General features: G+C 60.5%; 10 protein-coding genes. 5 read left to right on the top strand and 5 right to left on the bottom strand.

The features are described 5' to 3' along the window. Positions 1 to 96: 96 nt before the first annotated feature. Positions 97 to 1,680 carry a glutamine-hydrolyzing GMP synthase gene (gene guaA / locus EPN59_RS00630; RefSeq protein WP_293035507.1) on the top strand — a complete coding sequence of 528 codons (1,584 nt, stop codon included), beginning with the start codon at positions 97 to 99 and terminating at the stop codon, positions 1,678 to 1,680. 324 nt (positions 1,681 to 2,004) lie between these two features. Here the strand turns inward: guaA and EPN59_RS00625 are convergent, their stop codons facing one another. Genes EPN59_RS00625 through EPN59_RS00610 form a run of 4 tightly spaced genes read right to left on the bottom strand, consistent with a single transcriptional unit; the run spans position 2,005 to position 10,278 of the window. Continuing rightward, positions 2,005 to 3,300 (bottom strand): TIGR02679 family protein, encoded by a 1,296-nt coding sequence (locus tag EPN59_RS00625; protein ID WP_293035506.1) that lies wholly within the window; start codon positions 3,298 to 3,300, stop codon positions 2,005 to 2,007. After that, positions 3,297 to 7,478: a TIGR02680 family protein gene (locus tag EPN59_RS00620; protein WP_293035505.1), complete on the bottom strand. Its 4,182-nt coding sequence runs from the start codon at positions 7,476 to 7,478 to the stop codon at positions 3,297 to 3,299. Before EPN59_RS00620 ends, EPN59_RS00625 begins: the two co-directional genes overlap by 4 nt. Then, entirely contained in the window at positions 7,475 to 8,749 is a 1,275-nt protein-coding gene (locus EPN59_RS00615) for a TIGR02678 family protein (protein WP_293035504.1), read from the bottom strand. Before EPN59_RS00615 ends, EPN59_RS00620 begins: the two co-directional genes overlap by 4 nt. Continuing rightward, positions 8,746 to 10,278 carry a TIGR02677 family protein gene (locus EPN59_RS00610; RefSeq protein ID WP_293035503.1) on the bottom strand — a complete coding sequence of 511 codons (1,533 nt, stop codon included), beginning with the start codon at positions 10,276 to 10,278 and terminating at the stop codon, positions 8,746 to 8,748. The genes EPN59_RS00615 and EPN59_RS00610 overlap by 4 nt, the downstream gene beginning before the upstream one ends. A 472-nt stretch (positions 10,279 to 10,750) precedes the next feature. Between EPN59_RS00610 and EPN59_RS00605 the strand changes: the two genes are divergently transcribed. Together EPN59_RS00605 and EPN59_RS00600 are read left to right on the top strand one after the other, a co-directional pair. Next, a complete protein-coding gene (locus EPN59_RS00605) occupies positions 10,751 to 11,077 on the top strand; it encodes a helix-turn-helix transcriptional regulator (protein ID WP_293045341.1) in 327 nt (108 codons plus the stop codon). Between the two features lie 2 nt (positions 11,078 to 11,079). After that, on the top strand, positions 11,080 to 12,327 hold the full coding sequence (locus EPN59_RS00600; RefSeq protein WP_293034158.1) for a type II toxin-antitoxin system HipA family toxin: 1,248 nt from the start codon (positions 11,080 to 11,082) through the stop codon (positions 12,325 to 12,327). 338 nt (positions 12,328 to 12,665) lie between these two features. Here the strand turns inward: EPN59_RS00600 and EPN59_RS00595 are convergent, their stop codons facing one another. Next, a complete protein-coding gene (locus tag EPN59_RS00595; RefSeq protein WP_293034159.1) occupies positions 12,666 to 14,126 on the bottom strand; it encodes a glucose/sorbosone family PQQ-dependent dehydrogenase in 1,461 nt (486 codons plus the stop codon). A 556-nt stretch (positions 14,127 to 14,682) separates the two neighbouring features. Between EPN59_RS00595 and EPN59_RS00590 the strand changes: the two genes are divergently transcribed. Next, the gene (locus EPN59_RS00590; protein WP_293034160.1) at positions 14,683 to 14,841 is read left to right on the top strand and encodes a hypothetical protein; all 159 of its coding nucleotides are present in this window, start codon (positions 14,683 to 14,685) and stop codon (positions 14,839 to 14,841) included. After that, on the top strand, positions 14,825 to 16,243 hold the full coding sequence (locus tag EPN59_RS00585) for an amino acid permease (RefSeq protein ID WP_293034161.1): 1,419 nt from the start codon (positions 14,825 to 14,827) through the stop codon (positions 16,241 to 16,243). Before EPN59_RS00590 ends, EPN59_RS00585 begins: the two co-directional genes overlap by 17 nt. Positions 16,244 to 16,248 lie beyond the last annotated feature (5 nt).

Raw genomic sequence — 16,248 nt, 5'->3', positions numbered from 1 at the left:
TACGACGAAGAGCACCACACAACCGCATTCAGAATTCACGCCGTGCAGCTTGCGCGGCGTTCCGTATCCGTTCTTTCTTAGGTCTAGTCCGCAGCCATGCACGACAAAATCCTGATTCTCGACTTCGGTTCGCAAGTCACCCAGCTCATAGCGCGACGCGTGCGCGAAGCGCACGTCTTCTCGGAAGTCCACCCGTACGACGTGGATGAAGCATTCATCCGCGAATTCGCGCCGAAAGGGATCATCCTCTCGGGCGGCCCGAACTCGGTCACGACTTCCGACACGCCGCGCGCCCCGCAAGTCGTGTTCGAACTCGGCGTACCGGTGCTCGGCATTTGCTACGGCATGCAGATGATGGCCGAGCAACTCGGCGGCAAGGTCGATGTCGGCCACGTGCGCGAATTCGGCTATGCCGAAGTGCGTGCGCGCAACCACACGAGCCTGCTCGAAGGCATTTCGGACTTCGAGACGTCTGAAGGCCACGGCATGCTCAAGGTCTGGATGAGCCACGGCGACAAGGTCACCGAAATGCCGGAAGGCTTCAAGCTGATGGCATCGACCGAATCGTGCCCGATCGCAGCGATGGCCGACGAGGCACGCCGCTTCTACGGACTGCAATGGCACCCGGAAGTCACGCACACCCTGAAGGGCCGCGCGATGATCGAGCGCTTCGTGCTCGGCATCTGCAAGGCTAAGGCCGACTGGGAAATGGGGCATTACATCGACGAAGCCGTCGAGTCGATCCGCAAGCAGGTCGGCGACGAGCACGTCATTCTGGGTCTTTCGGGCGGCGTGGATTCGTCGGTGGCGGCCGCGCTCCTGCATCGCGCGATTGGCGACCAGCTGACCTGCGTGTTTGTCGATCACGGCCTGCTGCGCCTGAATGAAGCCGAACAGGTCATGGCGACCTTCGCCGAGAACCTCGGTGTGAAGGTGATCCACGTCGATGCGAGCGAAGCGTTCCTCTCGAAGCTCGCGGGCGTGACCGATCCCGAAGCGAAGCGCAAGATCATCGGCGCGGAATTCGTCGAAGTGTTCCAGGCCGAAGCGGGCAAGCTCACCGATGCGAAGTGGCTCGCGCAGGGCACGATCTATCCGGACGTGATCGAATCGGCGGGCAAGGGCAAGAAGGCCACGCATACGATCAAGAGCCACCACAACGTCGGCGGCCTGCCGGAGACGCTGAACCTCAAGTTGCTCGAGCCGTTGCGCGAACTGTTCAAGGACGAAGTGCGCGAGCTGGGCGTGAAGCTCGGCCTGCCGCCCGAGATGGTGTATCGCCATCCGTTCCCGGGCCCGGGCCTCGGTGTGCGGATTCTCGGCGAAGTGAAACGCGAGTTCGCCGATCTGCTGCGCCGCGCCGATGCGATCTTTATCGAGTCGCTGCGCAACACCATCGACCGTGAAACGGGCAAGTCGTGGTACGACCTGACGAGCCAGGCGTTTGCGGTGTTCCTGCCGGTGAAGAGCGTCGGCGTGATGGGCGACGGCCGCACTTATGAATATGTCGTGGCGCTGCGCGCCGTGCAGACGCAGGACTTCATGACGGCGCACTGGGCGCATCTGCCGCATGACCTGCTCGGGTATGTGTCGAACCGGATCATCAACGAAGTGCGCGGGATTAATCGTGTCGTGTACGACATTTCGGGGAAACCGCCGGCGACGATTGAGTGGGAGTGAGGGTTTCTTAAATCTCCTTTAAAATCAATGCGTTGTGGCGCGTTGTAAATGACGTGGGCCCAATTCTAAATTGGCCGGTGCAGGTTCGTAAGCCCCTGAGAAATATGAGAATTCTAAAAGTGCATCCGAACCTGCGGCGAGTCCGAGCAACCACAATTTGGCGGTATTTCTGACGGTATACGCGGGCGCATGCGCAGAGGCCCGTTTGATACCGTCAGAGCCGTCAACGGTATCTGAATTGCATCATATTGCTTACTAGTAACGCGTTCGGCTTCACTTTTCTGCCGCCCCCACGAGGTCTCATACGACGACAGGGCGGACTTACTAGGGGCACCTTCGACTCAGATCCTCGAGTAATACTGCCGCGACCGCCTCTTCGGCAATGGCGATGCCATGGCGTTGCATCACAGCAGCCAATGATTCATCCCATGAGGCTGATACCGAAGCGCCACTCAGTTCGTGCGTTACGGGAGGAGAATTTGCCACGGCAGCCTCATAGTCCTGGGTCGCGAATCGCCATGGATGTGCATGCCATGTGCACATCATTTGGTTTCCGATCTGCAAGCCTGGCCAGTCGAAATCCCCGTGGTACATCAAATGAGCTCCCGCATGCACCAACTGGGTCAACAGTGTCCGTTGTGCGGCGGCTGGCATACCATCTGTGCAGACCAGCGGCGCGCTTGCCGCCCCCAGTTGGTCGGCCGCGATGGCTACGAAGTTGGGATTTTCACAGACGAACACCGTGGTGCCACGTACGGACCACGCCGGCGGCGTTCGCAGCAACCTGCGCAACGATGCGTAGCCTGGCTCGCCGGGAGGCTCTCCTGCCGGGGCGCCAGCGGTGACCGGAAGATTCAGGAACAGGGCGGGGCGGGACAGCTCGTTGACCAGCACACCCGCCCGCGCCCAAATGTCGCGAGTGCGATCGTCGAGTTGCGGCGGGTCGTCCGGATTGCCGTTTGTGTCGCGCAAGTTGTCGTCGTAGGCGGCTGTATGTTCCATGTGCCGCCAAGCAGCCAATACGATCGTGGCCGTCGGTTCACCGCCGTCGAGTGCATGTGCATTACCTAGGGTCTCTGCGGCCAGTTGAGAGCGTGCGATATCTTGGGCCGGCAGCCGATGCAGCGTGGCATCTGCTCGTCCGAGCAATTGCTGTCCCGTTGTCGGATCCTGTCGGGAAAGGCGTTTGAGCAGACCCAGCGCCGCAGGGGACTTGAGCCAGGCGCGCAGTACGCTGTGCCAGGAGTCAAGTGCGATCATGCGGGTCCACTGTGCGTAAGTGTTTGCCCTGACGGCAGCGCGACTCACGATCGGACCATCGATGCGTTCGAGCGCTGCTCGCAGCGAATCGGCGATGCCAGCATCTCGCAGCGCGCTGTCGAGTCGTTCAATGTCGACCCGTACCGATCGGGAAATGCGAGATGGTCGGCCGATGAGCAACCCCAAAGCTTCGTGTTCCGCGGGGCTGAGCTGGGTCAGCAGCATGCTACTTCCCGCCGTGCCGTTGTCGACGCGTTCGAAGTGGCGCCGCATACGCTGGCGGAGCGAGCCTAGCTGAGCACCACCTAGCAAACGTTGCAGCCGGGCATCGGGGCTGGCTGGTGTGTCGGTCCGCATCATGTATCGGGAAATCTCCGGTCGGGATCGCTTTCGCGCCGCTTGGCTCGCCCATCCCATGTCCAGCGTGAAACGAAGACGGCATCCATACCCTCGCGCCGTTGCAACTGGCAAATCGATACGCCGGGCAGTTCTGCATAGCATGCCCATTCGCGTTCGCTGGTGATGACGAAATCCAGATCGAATTCGCGGATGAGTCCCATACAATGTGCGCGAGCTGCATCATCGATGCCTGCGAAGGCTTCGTCAAGCAACATCAGGCGTGGCGCGTGCGGGTTGCCTCCTCGACCATAGAAGCTGGCGATGGCCGCGAAAAGTGGAACGGTCAGTCCAAGTGCACGTTCTCCGCTCGAGGCGGGGCCGGAGAGTTTTTGCCAGCTGCTGTTCTTGTCTCTTTGACGCTGGACGAGAAACCGATGCCACCGGCGGTAGTCCAGCGCTCGTGCCAATTGATCGTTCAGGCTGAAACCGGACGCGGTGGCATCGTCTTCAGCACGGGCTCGCTCCATGGAGATTTGCTGCTGCAACATGATGCCCACTACGCGACGATCTTCTGCGGACCAAAGGTCCGAACTCGTATTGAGCAGCCGTTCGCGTGCGATCTCGAGGCCCAAGGGCCCACCTTCTTCCGGCGCAAGAGGTTGCCATTGCAAGCGGTAGCGGACGCCAGTCGTGGTGGGACGTTTGTACAACTCGTCATTGATCGCGTTGACCTGTTTGTCCGCTGCACGCATCAAGCGCTGGATTTCCGCAGCGATCTCCGCTTGCAGGTGGTTCTCCAGAATCTCACGCTCCCTGGCCGATAGCAGTTCGCTGCGCTGCGCAATGTCGTCAGCAAGGTGAACGGCCAGTGTGTCCGGTCGCTCCGAGCGGTTCTGATAATTGACGTGGACTGTGAAGCCCCAATCGTTCGGTTCGGAAGCCGCCTGATGGCCGAGCGCGCTGAGCGAGCGTTGTAGTTCGGTCAGGTCCTCCGAGACTTGGCGCTGGATGCGGCTCCAACTGACGTCGTCATCCCCGATGTGCGCGAGCGCTTGTTCTGCTCTGCGCGCCAGTTGCAGCGCTGGATCGATGGTCCAGTGCACGCCGGCGGGCGGGAGGGGCAGGTCGGGCAGCGCAGAGGCCAGCAGCGTGCTTTCAGTGAAGCGTTGGAGCCGCTCAACAGCCAGTGTGCGAATGTCCGCGCGCTCCGCCAGCACACGATTCGTGGTGGTGGCTTGAGTATCGGCTATGGCGCGGGCTTCGGCTGCTTTGATCAAGACTGCTTGTTTGTCGTCGGCGTCGGTCGAGGCTTTGGTTGCATTCCGGGTTGCCTCCTCCAGTTGCAGGCGCAATGTTCCAACTTTCGCGCCAATCGCCTCCATCAGGACGGCGTAGCGCGAGAGGGTTTTCTCCCTCCGTTCATTTGCAGTGCTGAGGTCGTCCTCTCGGCGTTCCAGAGCGACTTGGGCTTCGATCTCACGCTCCTGCTGCTTCAGGTGGTCCGGCCAGGCGCTGCGCCATTCCCGGCCGGCTTGGGACAATATGTGGAGCGCATCGGTGAATTGGTCCAAGGCACTGTCGATCGGAGCGAGGCCTGCCCGGTCGAGCGGCAGTTGCAGGTCGATGGCATCGTTCCCAAGCGCTTCGCGTGCCGCGTAGAGTTCGGTCTCTGCTGCCCTGCATCGGGTGTCGGCTTGATCGAGTCGAGTGCGAGCCTGAAGTACGTCACGCTCGGCGCTTGCCGCGGCAAGAATCGCCTGGCGGAGCGAGGTATCGGTAGGTGCGCCGCCCAACTCTTCTTTGGTTTTCGCGCGATCGGCGGCAAGCGCTTCAACTGCCTGTAACACGATAGAAACTTCAGCATCCAGTTGCTGAAGCCGTAGCGCAATTTCGTGCATCCGGCGTTGTCGGGCTTGCGCCCGGGCAGTGTGGCCGATGTATACGGCTTCCCGTTTATCCCACGCACCTGTAAGTGCACCTAGCCGGAAGCGCCCATCCGCAGCGATCCAGGATTCGGCAGCGAGATCGTCTTCCGGTCCGCAAGCGATGCTGGCAAGCAAGGCTTCTATCAGCGCTGAATCTACCGTGCAACCTTCCGGTGCCGCAGGCGACAGCAGGCTCAGAAGATTCTCGCCCGCGACGGTGGGACGTTGCCGGCATTGCGTGTCCCAAATCGGTCTTCCCGCCGTATCGCACACGTTGCCGTCAGGCGCGACCCATGCGTCCAGCAGGCCGCACGCTTCCAGCGATGCCTCCAGACCTGCACGCTGTTGCGGCGTGACATGAGAGTGAAAATCGATCAGTTGCCAGAGCGGGGCGCCTGCCCGTCCCTCGCGAACGTTCGAGCCCCGGGTCGCGGGAACGGGCGGGATAGCATCCTGGCCTGCCGCGAGCTGTTCCAGTTCGTTGGCCAGAACACGGCGTTCCTGATCCAGGTCATGCTGGCGCGTCGCAAGTTCGGTTTGGCGAGCGGCGTGTTGTTCCAATGCTTGCGAGTAAGCTGTGGTCAGCGCCGAATGAACCGGATTGATGCCGTCAGGACGGGCTGTCCAGCCTGCAAGCTCGGATAGTGCGTTCTGTGGTTCAAAACGTAGCTGTTCCAGACCGGCGCAATATTTCGTCCAGGCGTCGATCAGCGCATTGCCTGTCGTTTCTGCATCCAGATCGGCTTCGGCCCGCCGCTCTATCGCTTCCTCGAGTTCTGCTTGGCAATCGTTTTGGGCTGTCTGTAATGTTTGAAGCGTCGACCGTTTGGTAGCCACCGCAGCGTGGCGCTGTTCCAGATACCGGATATTTTCGCGGCGCCTGTTCGCGGCATCGCGCAACTCGGTCGCCGCGGACGCGAATTGCGTCACCGGTAGCTCGGCGAGCTCGTCGAGGGGGAGCGCGACGAGTGGGTTGCGGGACAGCGCGACGGCCGTGCCAGCGGTTTGCGCATCGGACGCGCATTGCGTGCGCGCGGACGCGACTTCGCTTCGTGTTGCCTCGGCCCGCTGGTTGGACGCCCGGCTGCGTTCCTTTTCGCGTTCCAGTTGCCGCCGAGCCTCCTCGCGTTGTTCCTCTGCCTTGGCCGCTTCCTCCTTTCGGTCCCTGACATCTCTTTCGGCTTGGCTCAGGCGATTGGCGTCCTGGTTGGCCGGATCGCTTTGCAGCGTTTCCAGGCGCTCTCGCGCCACGGTCAACGCTTGTTTCGCGGCGTCACGAGTGCGGATCGCTTCGGCCTCTGCGTCCTTCGCAGCGTGCAATACGTTCTGTGCGTTGTTGCGCTCCTCGCTGGCATTGTCGAATGCGGTCTGTGCCTGACGAAGTTCGCGCGCCTGACGTCGAGTCAACGTGCTGGCGTACGTCCGGTATCTTTGCTCGAAATGCCTGACTGCCTGCTCGAGCTGACGAGTGTTGTCCAACTGCTCACGATCCGCCTCCAACTGATTCAGCGCGTCCGCCACGTCCGCCAATAATTCCTGTGGCATAGGGGGGAGCGCTTCCGTCAGTGCGTGGGAAAGGCCCGATTCGTCGGGTTTCTTCGACAATTGTGGCTGGCGCAGTTGGATCAAGGTGTCCATGAGCGCTTCGTACCGCTTTTCGCCAAGGTGGAAGAGCCGCTCATCCACAGCTCGGCGATAGTTGCGACCGTTCTCAAAGACTGTGCCACGACCGCGCTCTTCCAGAAGTTCGCGCAACCGCTCGCGGGTCAACACGATCCGCTGTTCGTTCGTGAGCCATAGATCTTGACCGATACGCGGATCTTGTTCACCCGACGAGCTTTCGATCAAAAAGAACCAACTATCGACCTGCGTTTTGCCGGTCACCGCCGACAACCCGGCCCCCAGGGTCAAATAGCGCGCCATGCCGTCGGCTTGCCGTCTGCCGAACTCAATCCACGTGTAGCCGATTCGGCGTTTATAGCCGTCCATCAGCAGGTTCCAGGCCATTTTCTTGCCGTTGTCCCCGTCCGGTTCGATACGCGACGGGCGCAGTTGGGCGTCGAAGAGAAATGGCAAGGTGAGAGACAGCACTTTGGACTTGCCGGTGCCGTTGTTGCCACGTAGCAGCAAATGGCCGTCGCGGAACCAGAATTCCTCACTGTCGTAGTGAAAAAGTTCCACGAGGCCGATCCGCAGCGGTTGCCACCGCTCGTGTCCGGGTTCCGGCAATACCGGACGCGGTGCCTGGGGCGAATCGATGAGGGTGTCGGTCATGTGTCTATAAGCAATAATTCTGGAGTAACGTCGCCGGTTGCTTTCGAACGAATTTCGGGATTGCCCAGAGCGAAGCGGGCGATGGCCGGCAGCGGTCGAATCTCGCGATGGATTCGGACAATCAGTTGCAGCCGCTCCAATCGGTCGAGTGCGATTTCGGCCAGCTCCATTTCAGCGCCAGGTTCGCGTGCCGATTTGCGCCAGTAGCGACCATATTGCTCCGTGGCACCGCGCAGGAAGGCGGCTACAGCGTCTTGGGATGTCAATGCGATTTCCGGCACCTCTCGCAGGCGTGAGGCCAAAAACTCGGCGACCAGCAGCGTAATGTGTGCTTCAGTTCCTTCGGCAGGCATCGAGATGTCGGTGAGCTCTCCCGATTCATCGGTCAACGCGAGCCCTTCGGCTCGCTGCTCAGCGGTGAGTCCAGCGGCTTCGCAAAGGCGGGCTGCCATTGCGCCGCGCTGATTGATGAAGTATGCGAGATGCTCGGGATCCAAGGACGCGCCGTAGATCACGGGATCGTCCAGAAGCCGGCGCGCCAGATGGTGACGAAGAGCATCGCGATGTCCCTGTTCGCTGTCGGCAACGTGCTCCGCTACCAATGAGCGCAACCGATCCTCGAAATCGATCGGTGCATCTTCGACACGCCACGTCGACGGTCCACGCACAGCTGCGAGCATGCCCGCCAGCATGCGCCGCTGGACATCGTAGAGTGCGTCTGATTGCGCCCAGCCATTTTCATGGACGAAATTATCCTCGTCGCCAGCGACACGTTGTAAGGCGCCGAAGTCGAGCAGAGTGCGACACACGGCAACGAGGTCACGCCGCTCGGCAACGCTACCGAGCGTGAACTGGAAGCCGCAAGAAACCAACGTTGGATCGGACGCCAACTGCATCAGGCGTTCGCCGAGCAACTGCAACGTAATCTGCGGATCAGCTCTCTCGAGCACGGCACACGCGAGGCAGAGCAAGACATAGCGCTGCCGGTCGAAGTTCGGCAGCCCGCGTGTATCATCGGCTAGGTTCGCGGGGCGCTTGAAAAGCCGGGCGCCATCGCGTTCGACATGCAGGGGCCAGCCGGTTTCCCGCGCAAACCAGTCGCGCAGTCGTTCGGCTTGGCGGCGTACCGCCGGGAAAGCGTCATGGTCCGGTGCCATCAGCGGCTGCAACAGCAGCGCACGCAGCGCTCGGCGAAACTCGTCTTGTTGTTGGACACGTTGGAGTTCACCGATTCGCTGACGATCGTGTCCCCATGATGTGCGTGCAGTCATGTCGGTTCTTGCGTAAGCGTGATCGTGAGAAGGTGATCCCGGCCCGCGAAAACGCCGGCAGAGGTCGTGATGCGAGCTTCGGTGGTGGCATCGAGCGGCTCCATGCGGATATGGAGGAGTCCGTCGCCCGTCTGGCGCTCGACGGGCTGGTCGGGATGCACTTGTTCGGTCAGTGCTTCTCCTAGAAGATTGAGAAACAGGGCGAAGGCGTGAACGTCCAGGTCGCCCAGCTCGGACAGGCGGATTGGACGCCCGGTGGCCAAGCGTTGCCGAGCAGCATCGACCTGGCGTGATTCTTCTGCCAACTGCTCGGCCATAAGCGCGCGCTCCGTGCTGCGGTCACGTACCTTCGGGAGCGGTCCCCGGGGGGCGGCCTCGCCATATTCGCGCAAGCGAGGGTTGATTTGGAGCGGCGGCGCATCTGCCCAAGGCGTGCTGGCAGGCAGGTCGTCATCGGCCTGGGGATTCAGGGAATAGTGCTGGGCGGGATGAAGTGCGAAAGCTGCCCGCGCCATCCGATGGGCTTCGCTGCCGCTGTTGCATGCGGCGAACCAGTAGGCGAGCGTGCGAAAGTCGGCAGAGCGGTCACTACGTCCGCTGCGGCGTTCGTTCAATGTGGCGATGGCGCCCAAGAGTAGCGGTATGGCGGCGCGTGCGCGTGCGCGCAGCAACTCGGCTTGAGGTGGTTCCTGTCCCGTCGACAAAAACCAGCCGCGCAGGCCTTTCCAACGTTCACGCCAAGCCCGCCAGCGCCTCAATTTTTCGTCGGCTTGATTCTGCGCGTCTTCCGGAGCGGCATCCTGGGCTTCTCGGTCCGCCACGAGAAGGAAGACAGAGTCGATGCGGGGACCTAGTTCCTCGATGAGCCGAGCGATGAAGTCGGAGCGCCGTACCAGATCCCCAAGGAAGCGATCGAGGTAGTCGATGAGGCGGCGTTTGTATGCGACGACAGCATGTGCTTCGGCTTGCCGAAGCTCCAGGCTTCGCGCGACGCCTGCCATGAATGCCTGTGCGTTCTCTGCAAGGTCATGGAAGACGCCGACCAGATCGCGCAGGAGCTGGTGTGTCTTGGCGACGTCGAGTCCATTTTCGGGGGTGTCATCGTCGATCAGCTGCTGTAGAGCCTGCAGGCGGCTGGCAATGTCTTCCAGCGCCACGCTTTGCAATTCGGCCCGTCGCTGTAGTGTCTGGAAGAACACGGCGAGGCTCGTTTCCACGGCCTCGCCCCCGTGAGAAAGCCGGTAGAGAAAGCGTGCGCGGTAAAAGTCGTTGAGCGAAGAAACGCGTGCCGTATCTGGCTGGGATTCGAGATTTCCCCATTCGGTCAGTTGGGTCAGTGCAGCGTTGACTTCCTCGATACGCGGCATCCCTTCGGACCAGTTCGCCTCAGCGAGAACCTCGTCGGGGCGAAGCTGGAGCCTGTATTGTCGCTTGGCCGCGGCGAAGACATCCATGATGCATCGATAGAGCGTGGACTTCTCGGCGCCCAAATGCTTGAAAAGTTCTGCTGCAGTTGCATTCGACTGCACAGGATCGGCTCCTCTCTTCTATCTCGTGCGCAATAGTAAATGATTGGAATTATGCTGTAGCCCGCAGGCGCTGAAGGGGGCACCGAGTCCTTTTTCGGACATATTCCGGCGCTTGATCAGGAATGTTGTGAGACGCCATGCGTTCCTGGCGCAGGCATTGAGTTTGCAATTGAATGCGGTTGAACAAGTGCGCTCATGGGGGTGGAGCGTAATATAAATGTAAGAATTCTTGCTGATTTCTGGCACCCCGAGCCCTCCACCAAATGCCGCTAGTGCCAAGCCGGAATCTGGGTATCGTTGACAGTACTGGCCTGCTTGATTCCTCCGGACTTTTCAAGTTTACCGGGCACGCGTTGCCGACGGAGGTGCCAGACAACATAGGCTGTGCCTGCCCCGCCCGCAGACAGCTTTCGGATAAAATGTTATCTTCGTGATACTTTAATGCCACTTAACGCATTACGAAGGTGACGGCATGCCAACTCCTCATACGCCTTCCGCTGCCGTCCGACGGGCATTGCGAAAACTAGGCGCCGATATCCATGATGCGCGCCGCCGCCGCAAGCTGACCATGGCGGTGATTGCCGAACGGGCTTTCACGTCGCGCGCGACACTGCAGCGGGTCGAAGCAGGAGATCCGGGTGTAAGCATCGGCATCTACGCGGCCGTGCTGCAGGCGCTGGGACTCCTTGACGGGCTGAGCGAATCCGCTGGCACCGATCGGGATACGACGGGACTCGCCCTGGCGACCGCGGCACTGCCGCAGCGTGTCCGTCTGCCGCGAACGAGAGGAAAAGGGTGATCATGGCTGATGTTGACGTCTATATCGATCTTGCTGGCACGTCACGACCGGTAGGGCTGCTCAGGCGCCATACGTCGCGTCGGGAAGCAACGGTTACGTTCGAATATGACGAGGCTTGGCTGGCCGACGACGATCGCTTTTCTATCGAACCAGCGCTGGCGTTGACGCGCGGTATCTTTCCACCGCAGCCCGATCAACCGATCTTTGGTTCGATCGGCGATTCGGCTCCCGATACCTGGGGGCGCCGTCTCATGCAGCGTTCGGAGCGTCACCAAGCCGAACGGGAAGGGCGGCACGTCCGTACGCTCGGTGAACTCGATTATCTGCTGGGCGTGGCTGATGAAACGCGGCTGGGCGCCCTGCGGTTTCGCTGGAACGGAGAGGACGAGTTCCAAGCGCCTGTACCCACCGGTGTTCCCGCAATCATCGAACTGGGGCGGCTGCTGCAAATCACCGAACGTATTCTCCGCGACGAGGAAACCGATGAGGATCTGCAACTCATCTTCGCGCCTGGGTCGTCGCTCGGTGGTGCGCGCCCCAAGGCCTCGGTCATCGACCAGCACGGCCATTTGTCGATTGCCAAATTTCCGAAGGAGAATGATGACTACAGCATCGAGACTTGGGAGGAAATCGCACTGCGATTGGCTGAACGCGCCGGCATATCCACTCCGCACCACGAACTGCTCCACGTAGCAGGCAAGCCGGTACTGCTATCGCGCCGCTTCGATCGCGCGGGCAACATTCGCATTCCCTTTCTCTCGGCTATGTCGATGACGGGGTCGCGGGACGGCCAACGCGGCAGTTATCCCGAACTAGTTGACGCACTGACACAACACGGGGCGAAGGCGCGGGCAGACGCTGCGCAGTTGTATCGTCGCGTGACGTTCAATGTTCTGGTTTCCAATGTGGATGACCATTTGCGCAACCACGGCTTCCTGTGGGCGGGGCGAGATGGGTGGATATTGTCACCGGCCTATGACCTCAATCCCACGCCGACCGATCTGAAGGCGCGCATCCTGACGACCAATATCGATCTCGACGAGGGAACGTGCTCGGTGGGACTCCTGGCAAATGCGGCGGAGTTTTTTGGCCTGACGCTGAAACAGGCTCGGGCCACGATCCGGGAGGTAGCCGACGTTACCCGGGCATGGCAAGCGGTTGCCCAGGAAGTGGGTTGCACGCGCGCAGAGATGGCACGGATGGCAAGTGCCTTCGAGCACGAGGATCTTAGCGCCGCATTGCGGTTGTGACGGTATTGAGGACCGCGTTCTAACGATGCTGACGGTATTAGCGACGGTATTGCAGTCACACATCACCTTGGGGCGATCAGTATTCGCGATTTTTCAAACAAAACGAGCATTGATACTCCGGCGTGTTCCGATAACAGCCATCAATTGCCGGGCACGATTTTCGGTATCGGCGACGGTATCGACATCGCGTGGCTAGGTGGAAACGCCATCCCCACAAGGCTCCAGCCTCGGATTGACAACCGAGTGGGAATAACCAGTAAATCAGTCGCAATAAAAACAAAATAAAAACCCGGGCTGGATTTCCCCGCGCCCGGGTTTGACAGAACAACATCCCGCCCTTACTTACCCGCGGTGTACTTGAACTCGATAATCGACCCCGGATTATCGAGCTTGAACGAAGCATTCCCTGCTTCGGTCGTGCCCAGGCCGGCGGAGTCGGTCGCGACGTAGATCGTCGAGCCGTCATGGCTCGCGACGATTTCCCGATAGCGGTTAATCGAGCGGAACAGCGGAGTGGCGTCGCCCATCGCAACGGTATTGGTTGCATCCAGCTTCACGCGGAACACGAGACCGCGCTTGAGCGATGTGATGAGCAGCGAATGCTCCCAGCCCGGCACGCCGTGCGGGCCGCCCTTGTAGTACGTCACGGACGACGGCGCGATAGTCGGCCAGCAGATGAAGTACAGATTCTTGTCTGCGCAGACCGGATCGTTGAAGTCGAAATTGCTCGGTACGGTGTAGAAGGTTTTGATCGGTTCGACGAAGGCCGGATCCGACCATTGCGATTCTTTCGTTACCGGTACGGCGTCCGGCACCTTGAGGCCGTTTTGGGCAGGGTCCTTCTCCTTCTCCCTCAGCGCCTCGCAGCCGCCTTTCGCTGCCGACCAGTTCGCATACGCGTAACCGGAATCGTCCTTGCGGCCCGCGACGTGCGGCCAGCCATAGTTGCCGCCCGGCACGATCAGGTTCAGCTCGTCGTCGGTGTTCGGACCATGCTCGGCCGCAAACAGCTTGCCGTTCGGCGAGAACACCATGCCCTGCGTGTTACGGATCCCGTACGCATAGATATGGCTTTTAACGCCGTGAATCACCGGGTTGTCCTTCGGGATCGAACCGTCGACGTTCAGACGCAGGATCTTGCCCTGGTATAGCGAGTAGTCCGCCGCCTTGATCTGGGCTTCAGTGGGAATGTCCTGCGCGTGATTCGGCTGGCAGAGATAGGAGAACTGGTTGTGGCCCTGGTCGCCGATCGAGTAATAGAGTTTGTGGTCCGGGCCGAACAGCAGGCGCGCCGACTGATGGTCGAAGCTCGACGGCATGCCCTTGATCAGGTCGACCGGATGCGCGAGCTTGCCGGTGTTCGCGTCGTACGTATAGCGGCGGATCAAGGTGGCGTTCGGGGCATCGCCGCCCTTGCCGGTTGCGTAGGTCATGGAAACATAGACGTAGTCATGTCCCGTGCGCTTGAGCAGTTCCGGGTGGAGGGCAATGCCGAGCAGGCCGTTTTGATGCCCCTCGTCGTAGACCACGTCGGGAATCTCGGCCAGCACCGAAAGCTTGCCGGTCTTCGGATCGACGCGCAGCACGCGCCTGGTGGCCTGTTCGGTCAGCCAGAGTTGCCCGTCCGGCCCCAGCACCATGTTGTGCGGATTTTTGAGGCCGGTAACGAGCACGCGCTTCGTGAAGTGATCGGGCAGCGCCGCGAAATGGGTGCCTACTGGCGGCGGCGAATCGGCATGGGCGGCCCCTGCAGAAAATACGAGCGGAGCGATTAATGCGCACAGGATTTTCTTGTTCACTTGCAGACCTCATTATTGATGAAACGTCAACCCCGGAGAGGGACAGCACGCGTCGGCAAACAGGGCAAACAGAATCGTGTAGCGATAAAACGGGCCATGTTGGAATCGGCAGGGGAGCGGCGACTCCGTAAAGAAAGCTGTATCACCTGGATCACCGGGAGCGGATACAGGCTTTGCGAAAGATTTGGAACCCTGATCTACAATGGCTAACTCAGTAATGCTAATAAAATAGAGAAATCGACGGTCACCTGCCATCAGGAAGAACGGCTAAAACCGCTGTTACGCACGATGGCGCTTGCTGTGCGATTTCCCCATCCAAATCGAGCTAAACCGGTTTTCAGCTTACAGCACGGGAGATATTCCAGATTAGGGAGTATTTCCCGATTTTTGTTGTGTGATTGTCAGATTTTCGGCCTGGGAACGATATGCCATGTGCGGTGCGGCGTTCCGCGCAAGCGTGCGCTGTCGCTGGCGGTCTCGAGACACGGTAAAATCATTAACTTATTGTCCGTGAAAGAGTTTTTTATGCCGTCGAAGCTTATGTGGGAAAGAAATCATGCCGCAGGGGCTCAAACCGCGCGCCATCGCCTCGCGCGTCCGGCTGCGCGCTTCGCCCCAGTTCATTGCGCGCGCATTTTTATTTCCTGATTATTTAAAATCGTTGGCCGGATACGCCGCACTGAGGCGACCGGAAAAACATGACTTCAAACGATAAAAGCGGCCAGCTCAAACGTGGCCTCAAGAACCGCCATATTCAGCTGATCGCACTTGGCGGCGCAATTGGCACAGGTCTTTTCCTCGGCATCGCGCAGACGATCCAGACGGCCGGGCCTTCGGTGCTGCTCGGCTACGGCATTGCGGGCATCATCGCGTTCTTCATCATGCGCCAGCTCGGCGAGATGGTCGTCGACGAACCGGTCGCGGGCTCGTTCAGCTATTTCGCCGACAAGTACTTCGGTCCGTTCGCAGGCTTTCTCTCGGGCTGGAACTATTGGGTGCTGTACATCCTCGTGAGCATGGCCGAGCTGTCCGCCGTCGGCATCTACATGCACTACTGGTGGCCGAACCTGCCCACGTGGGTGTCGGCGCTCGCGTTTTTCGCGATCATCAACGCGATCAATCTCACGAGCGTGAAGTCGTATGGCGAACTGGAGTTCTGGTTCGCGATCATCAAGGTGCTCGCGATTGTCGGCATGATTGCGTTCGGCGGCTGGCTGCTCGTGAGCGGTCATGCCGGTCCCGACGCCAGCGTGGCCAACCTCTGGCGGCACGGCGGCTTTTTCCCGCACGGCGTGAGCGGCCTCGTGATGGCGATGGCCGTCGTGATGTTCTCGTTCGGCGGCCTCGAACTCGTCGGCATCACAGCCGCCGAAGCCGACGATCCCGCGCACACGATCCCGCGCGCGACCAATCAGGTCATCTACCGCATCCTGCTTTTCTACGTGGGCGCGCTCGCCGTGCTGCTCTCGCTGTACCCATGGCAAAAGGTCGTGACGGGCGGCAGTCCGTTCGTGCTGATTTTCCACGCGATGAACAGCGATCTCGTTGCAGGCGTGCTCAATCTCATCGTGCTGACGGCCGCGCTCTCCGTGTACAACAGCGGCGTCTACTGCAACAGCCGCATGCTTTACGGCCTCGCGCAGCAAGGCAATGCGCCGAAGTCGCTGCTCAAGGTCAACCGCCGCGGCATTCCGCTTGCGGCGCTCGGCGTCTCCGCGCTCGCGACCGGCGTGTGCGTGATCGTCAACTATTTCATGCCCGGCAAGGCGTTCGAACTGCTGATGGGGCTCGTCGTGTCGGCGCTCATCATCAACTGGGCGATGATCAGCCTCATTCACCTGAAGTTCCGCCGCGACAAGGCGCGCGCCCAACAGATGACGATGTTCAAGAGTCTCGGGTATCCGTTCACGAACTATTTATGTCTGGTTTTCCTCGCGGGCGTTCTCGTTGTAATGTATCTCTCGCCGGAACTGCGGATTTCCGTGTATCTGCTTCCGGTGTGGCTCGCCGCGCTCGCGCTCGCGTACCGGTTCTGGCAGCGCAACGCGAGGTCCGCGCTGCAAGGCGGTGCCAGATCGGGCACGCGCCAGGCGCAACCCGATCGTCTTTCATCCTGAACAGC

The organism is Paraburkholderia sp., from assembly GCF_004298475.1.
GTDB classification, from domain to species: Bacteria; Pseudomonadota; Gammaproteobacteria; order Burkholderiales; family Burkholderiaceae; genus Paraburkholderia; species Paraburkholderia denitrificans.
Note: the sequence above shows the minus strand (reverse complement) of the source record. Positions and strands in the feature narration are given on the sequence as shown.

What these genes read in the sequence shown, in the direction of transcription:
- guaA (WP_293035507.1), top strand. Translation starts at nt 97, where the DNA reads ATGCACGACAAAATCCTGATTCTCGACTTCGGTTCGCAAGTCACCCAG.
- EPN59_RS00625 (WP_293035506.1), bottom strand. Translation starts at nt 3,300, where the DNA reads ATGATGCGGACCGACACACCAGCCAGCCCCGATGCCCGGCTGCAACGT.
- EPN59_RS00620 (WP_293035505.1), bottom strand. Translation starts at nt 7,478, where the DNA reads ATGACCGACACCCTCATCGATTCGCCCCAGGCACCGCGTCCGGTATTG.
- EPN59_RS00615 (WP_293035504.1), bottom strand. Translation starts at nt 8,749, where the DNA reads ATGACTGCACGCACATCATGGGGACACGATCGTCAGCGAATCGGTGAA.
- EPN59_RS00605 (WP_293045341.1), top strand. Translation starts at nt 10,751, where the DNA reads ATGCCAACTCCTCATACGCCTTCCGCTGCCGTCCGACGGGCATTGCGA.
- EPN59_RS00600 (WP_293034158.1), top strand. Translation starts at nt 11,080, where the DNA reads ATGGCTGATGTTGACGTCTATATCGATCTTGCTGGCACGTCACGACCG.
- EPN59_RS00590 (WP_293034160.1), top strand. Translation starts at nt 14,683, where the DNA reads ATGCCGCAGGGGCTCAAACCGCGCGCCATCGCCTCGCGCGTCCGGCTG.
- EPN59_RS00585 (WP_293034161.1), top strand. Translation starts at nt 14,825, where the DNA reads ATGACTTCAAACGATAAAAGCGGCCAGCTCAAACGTGGCCTCAAGAAC.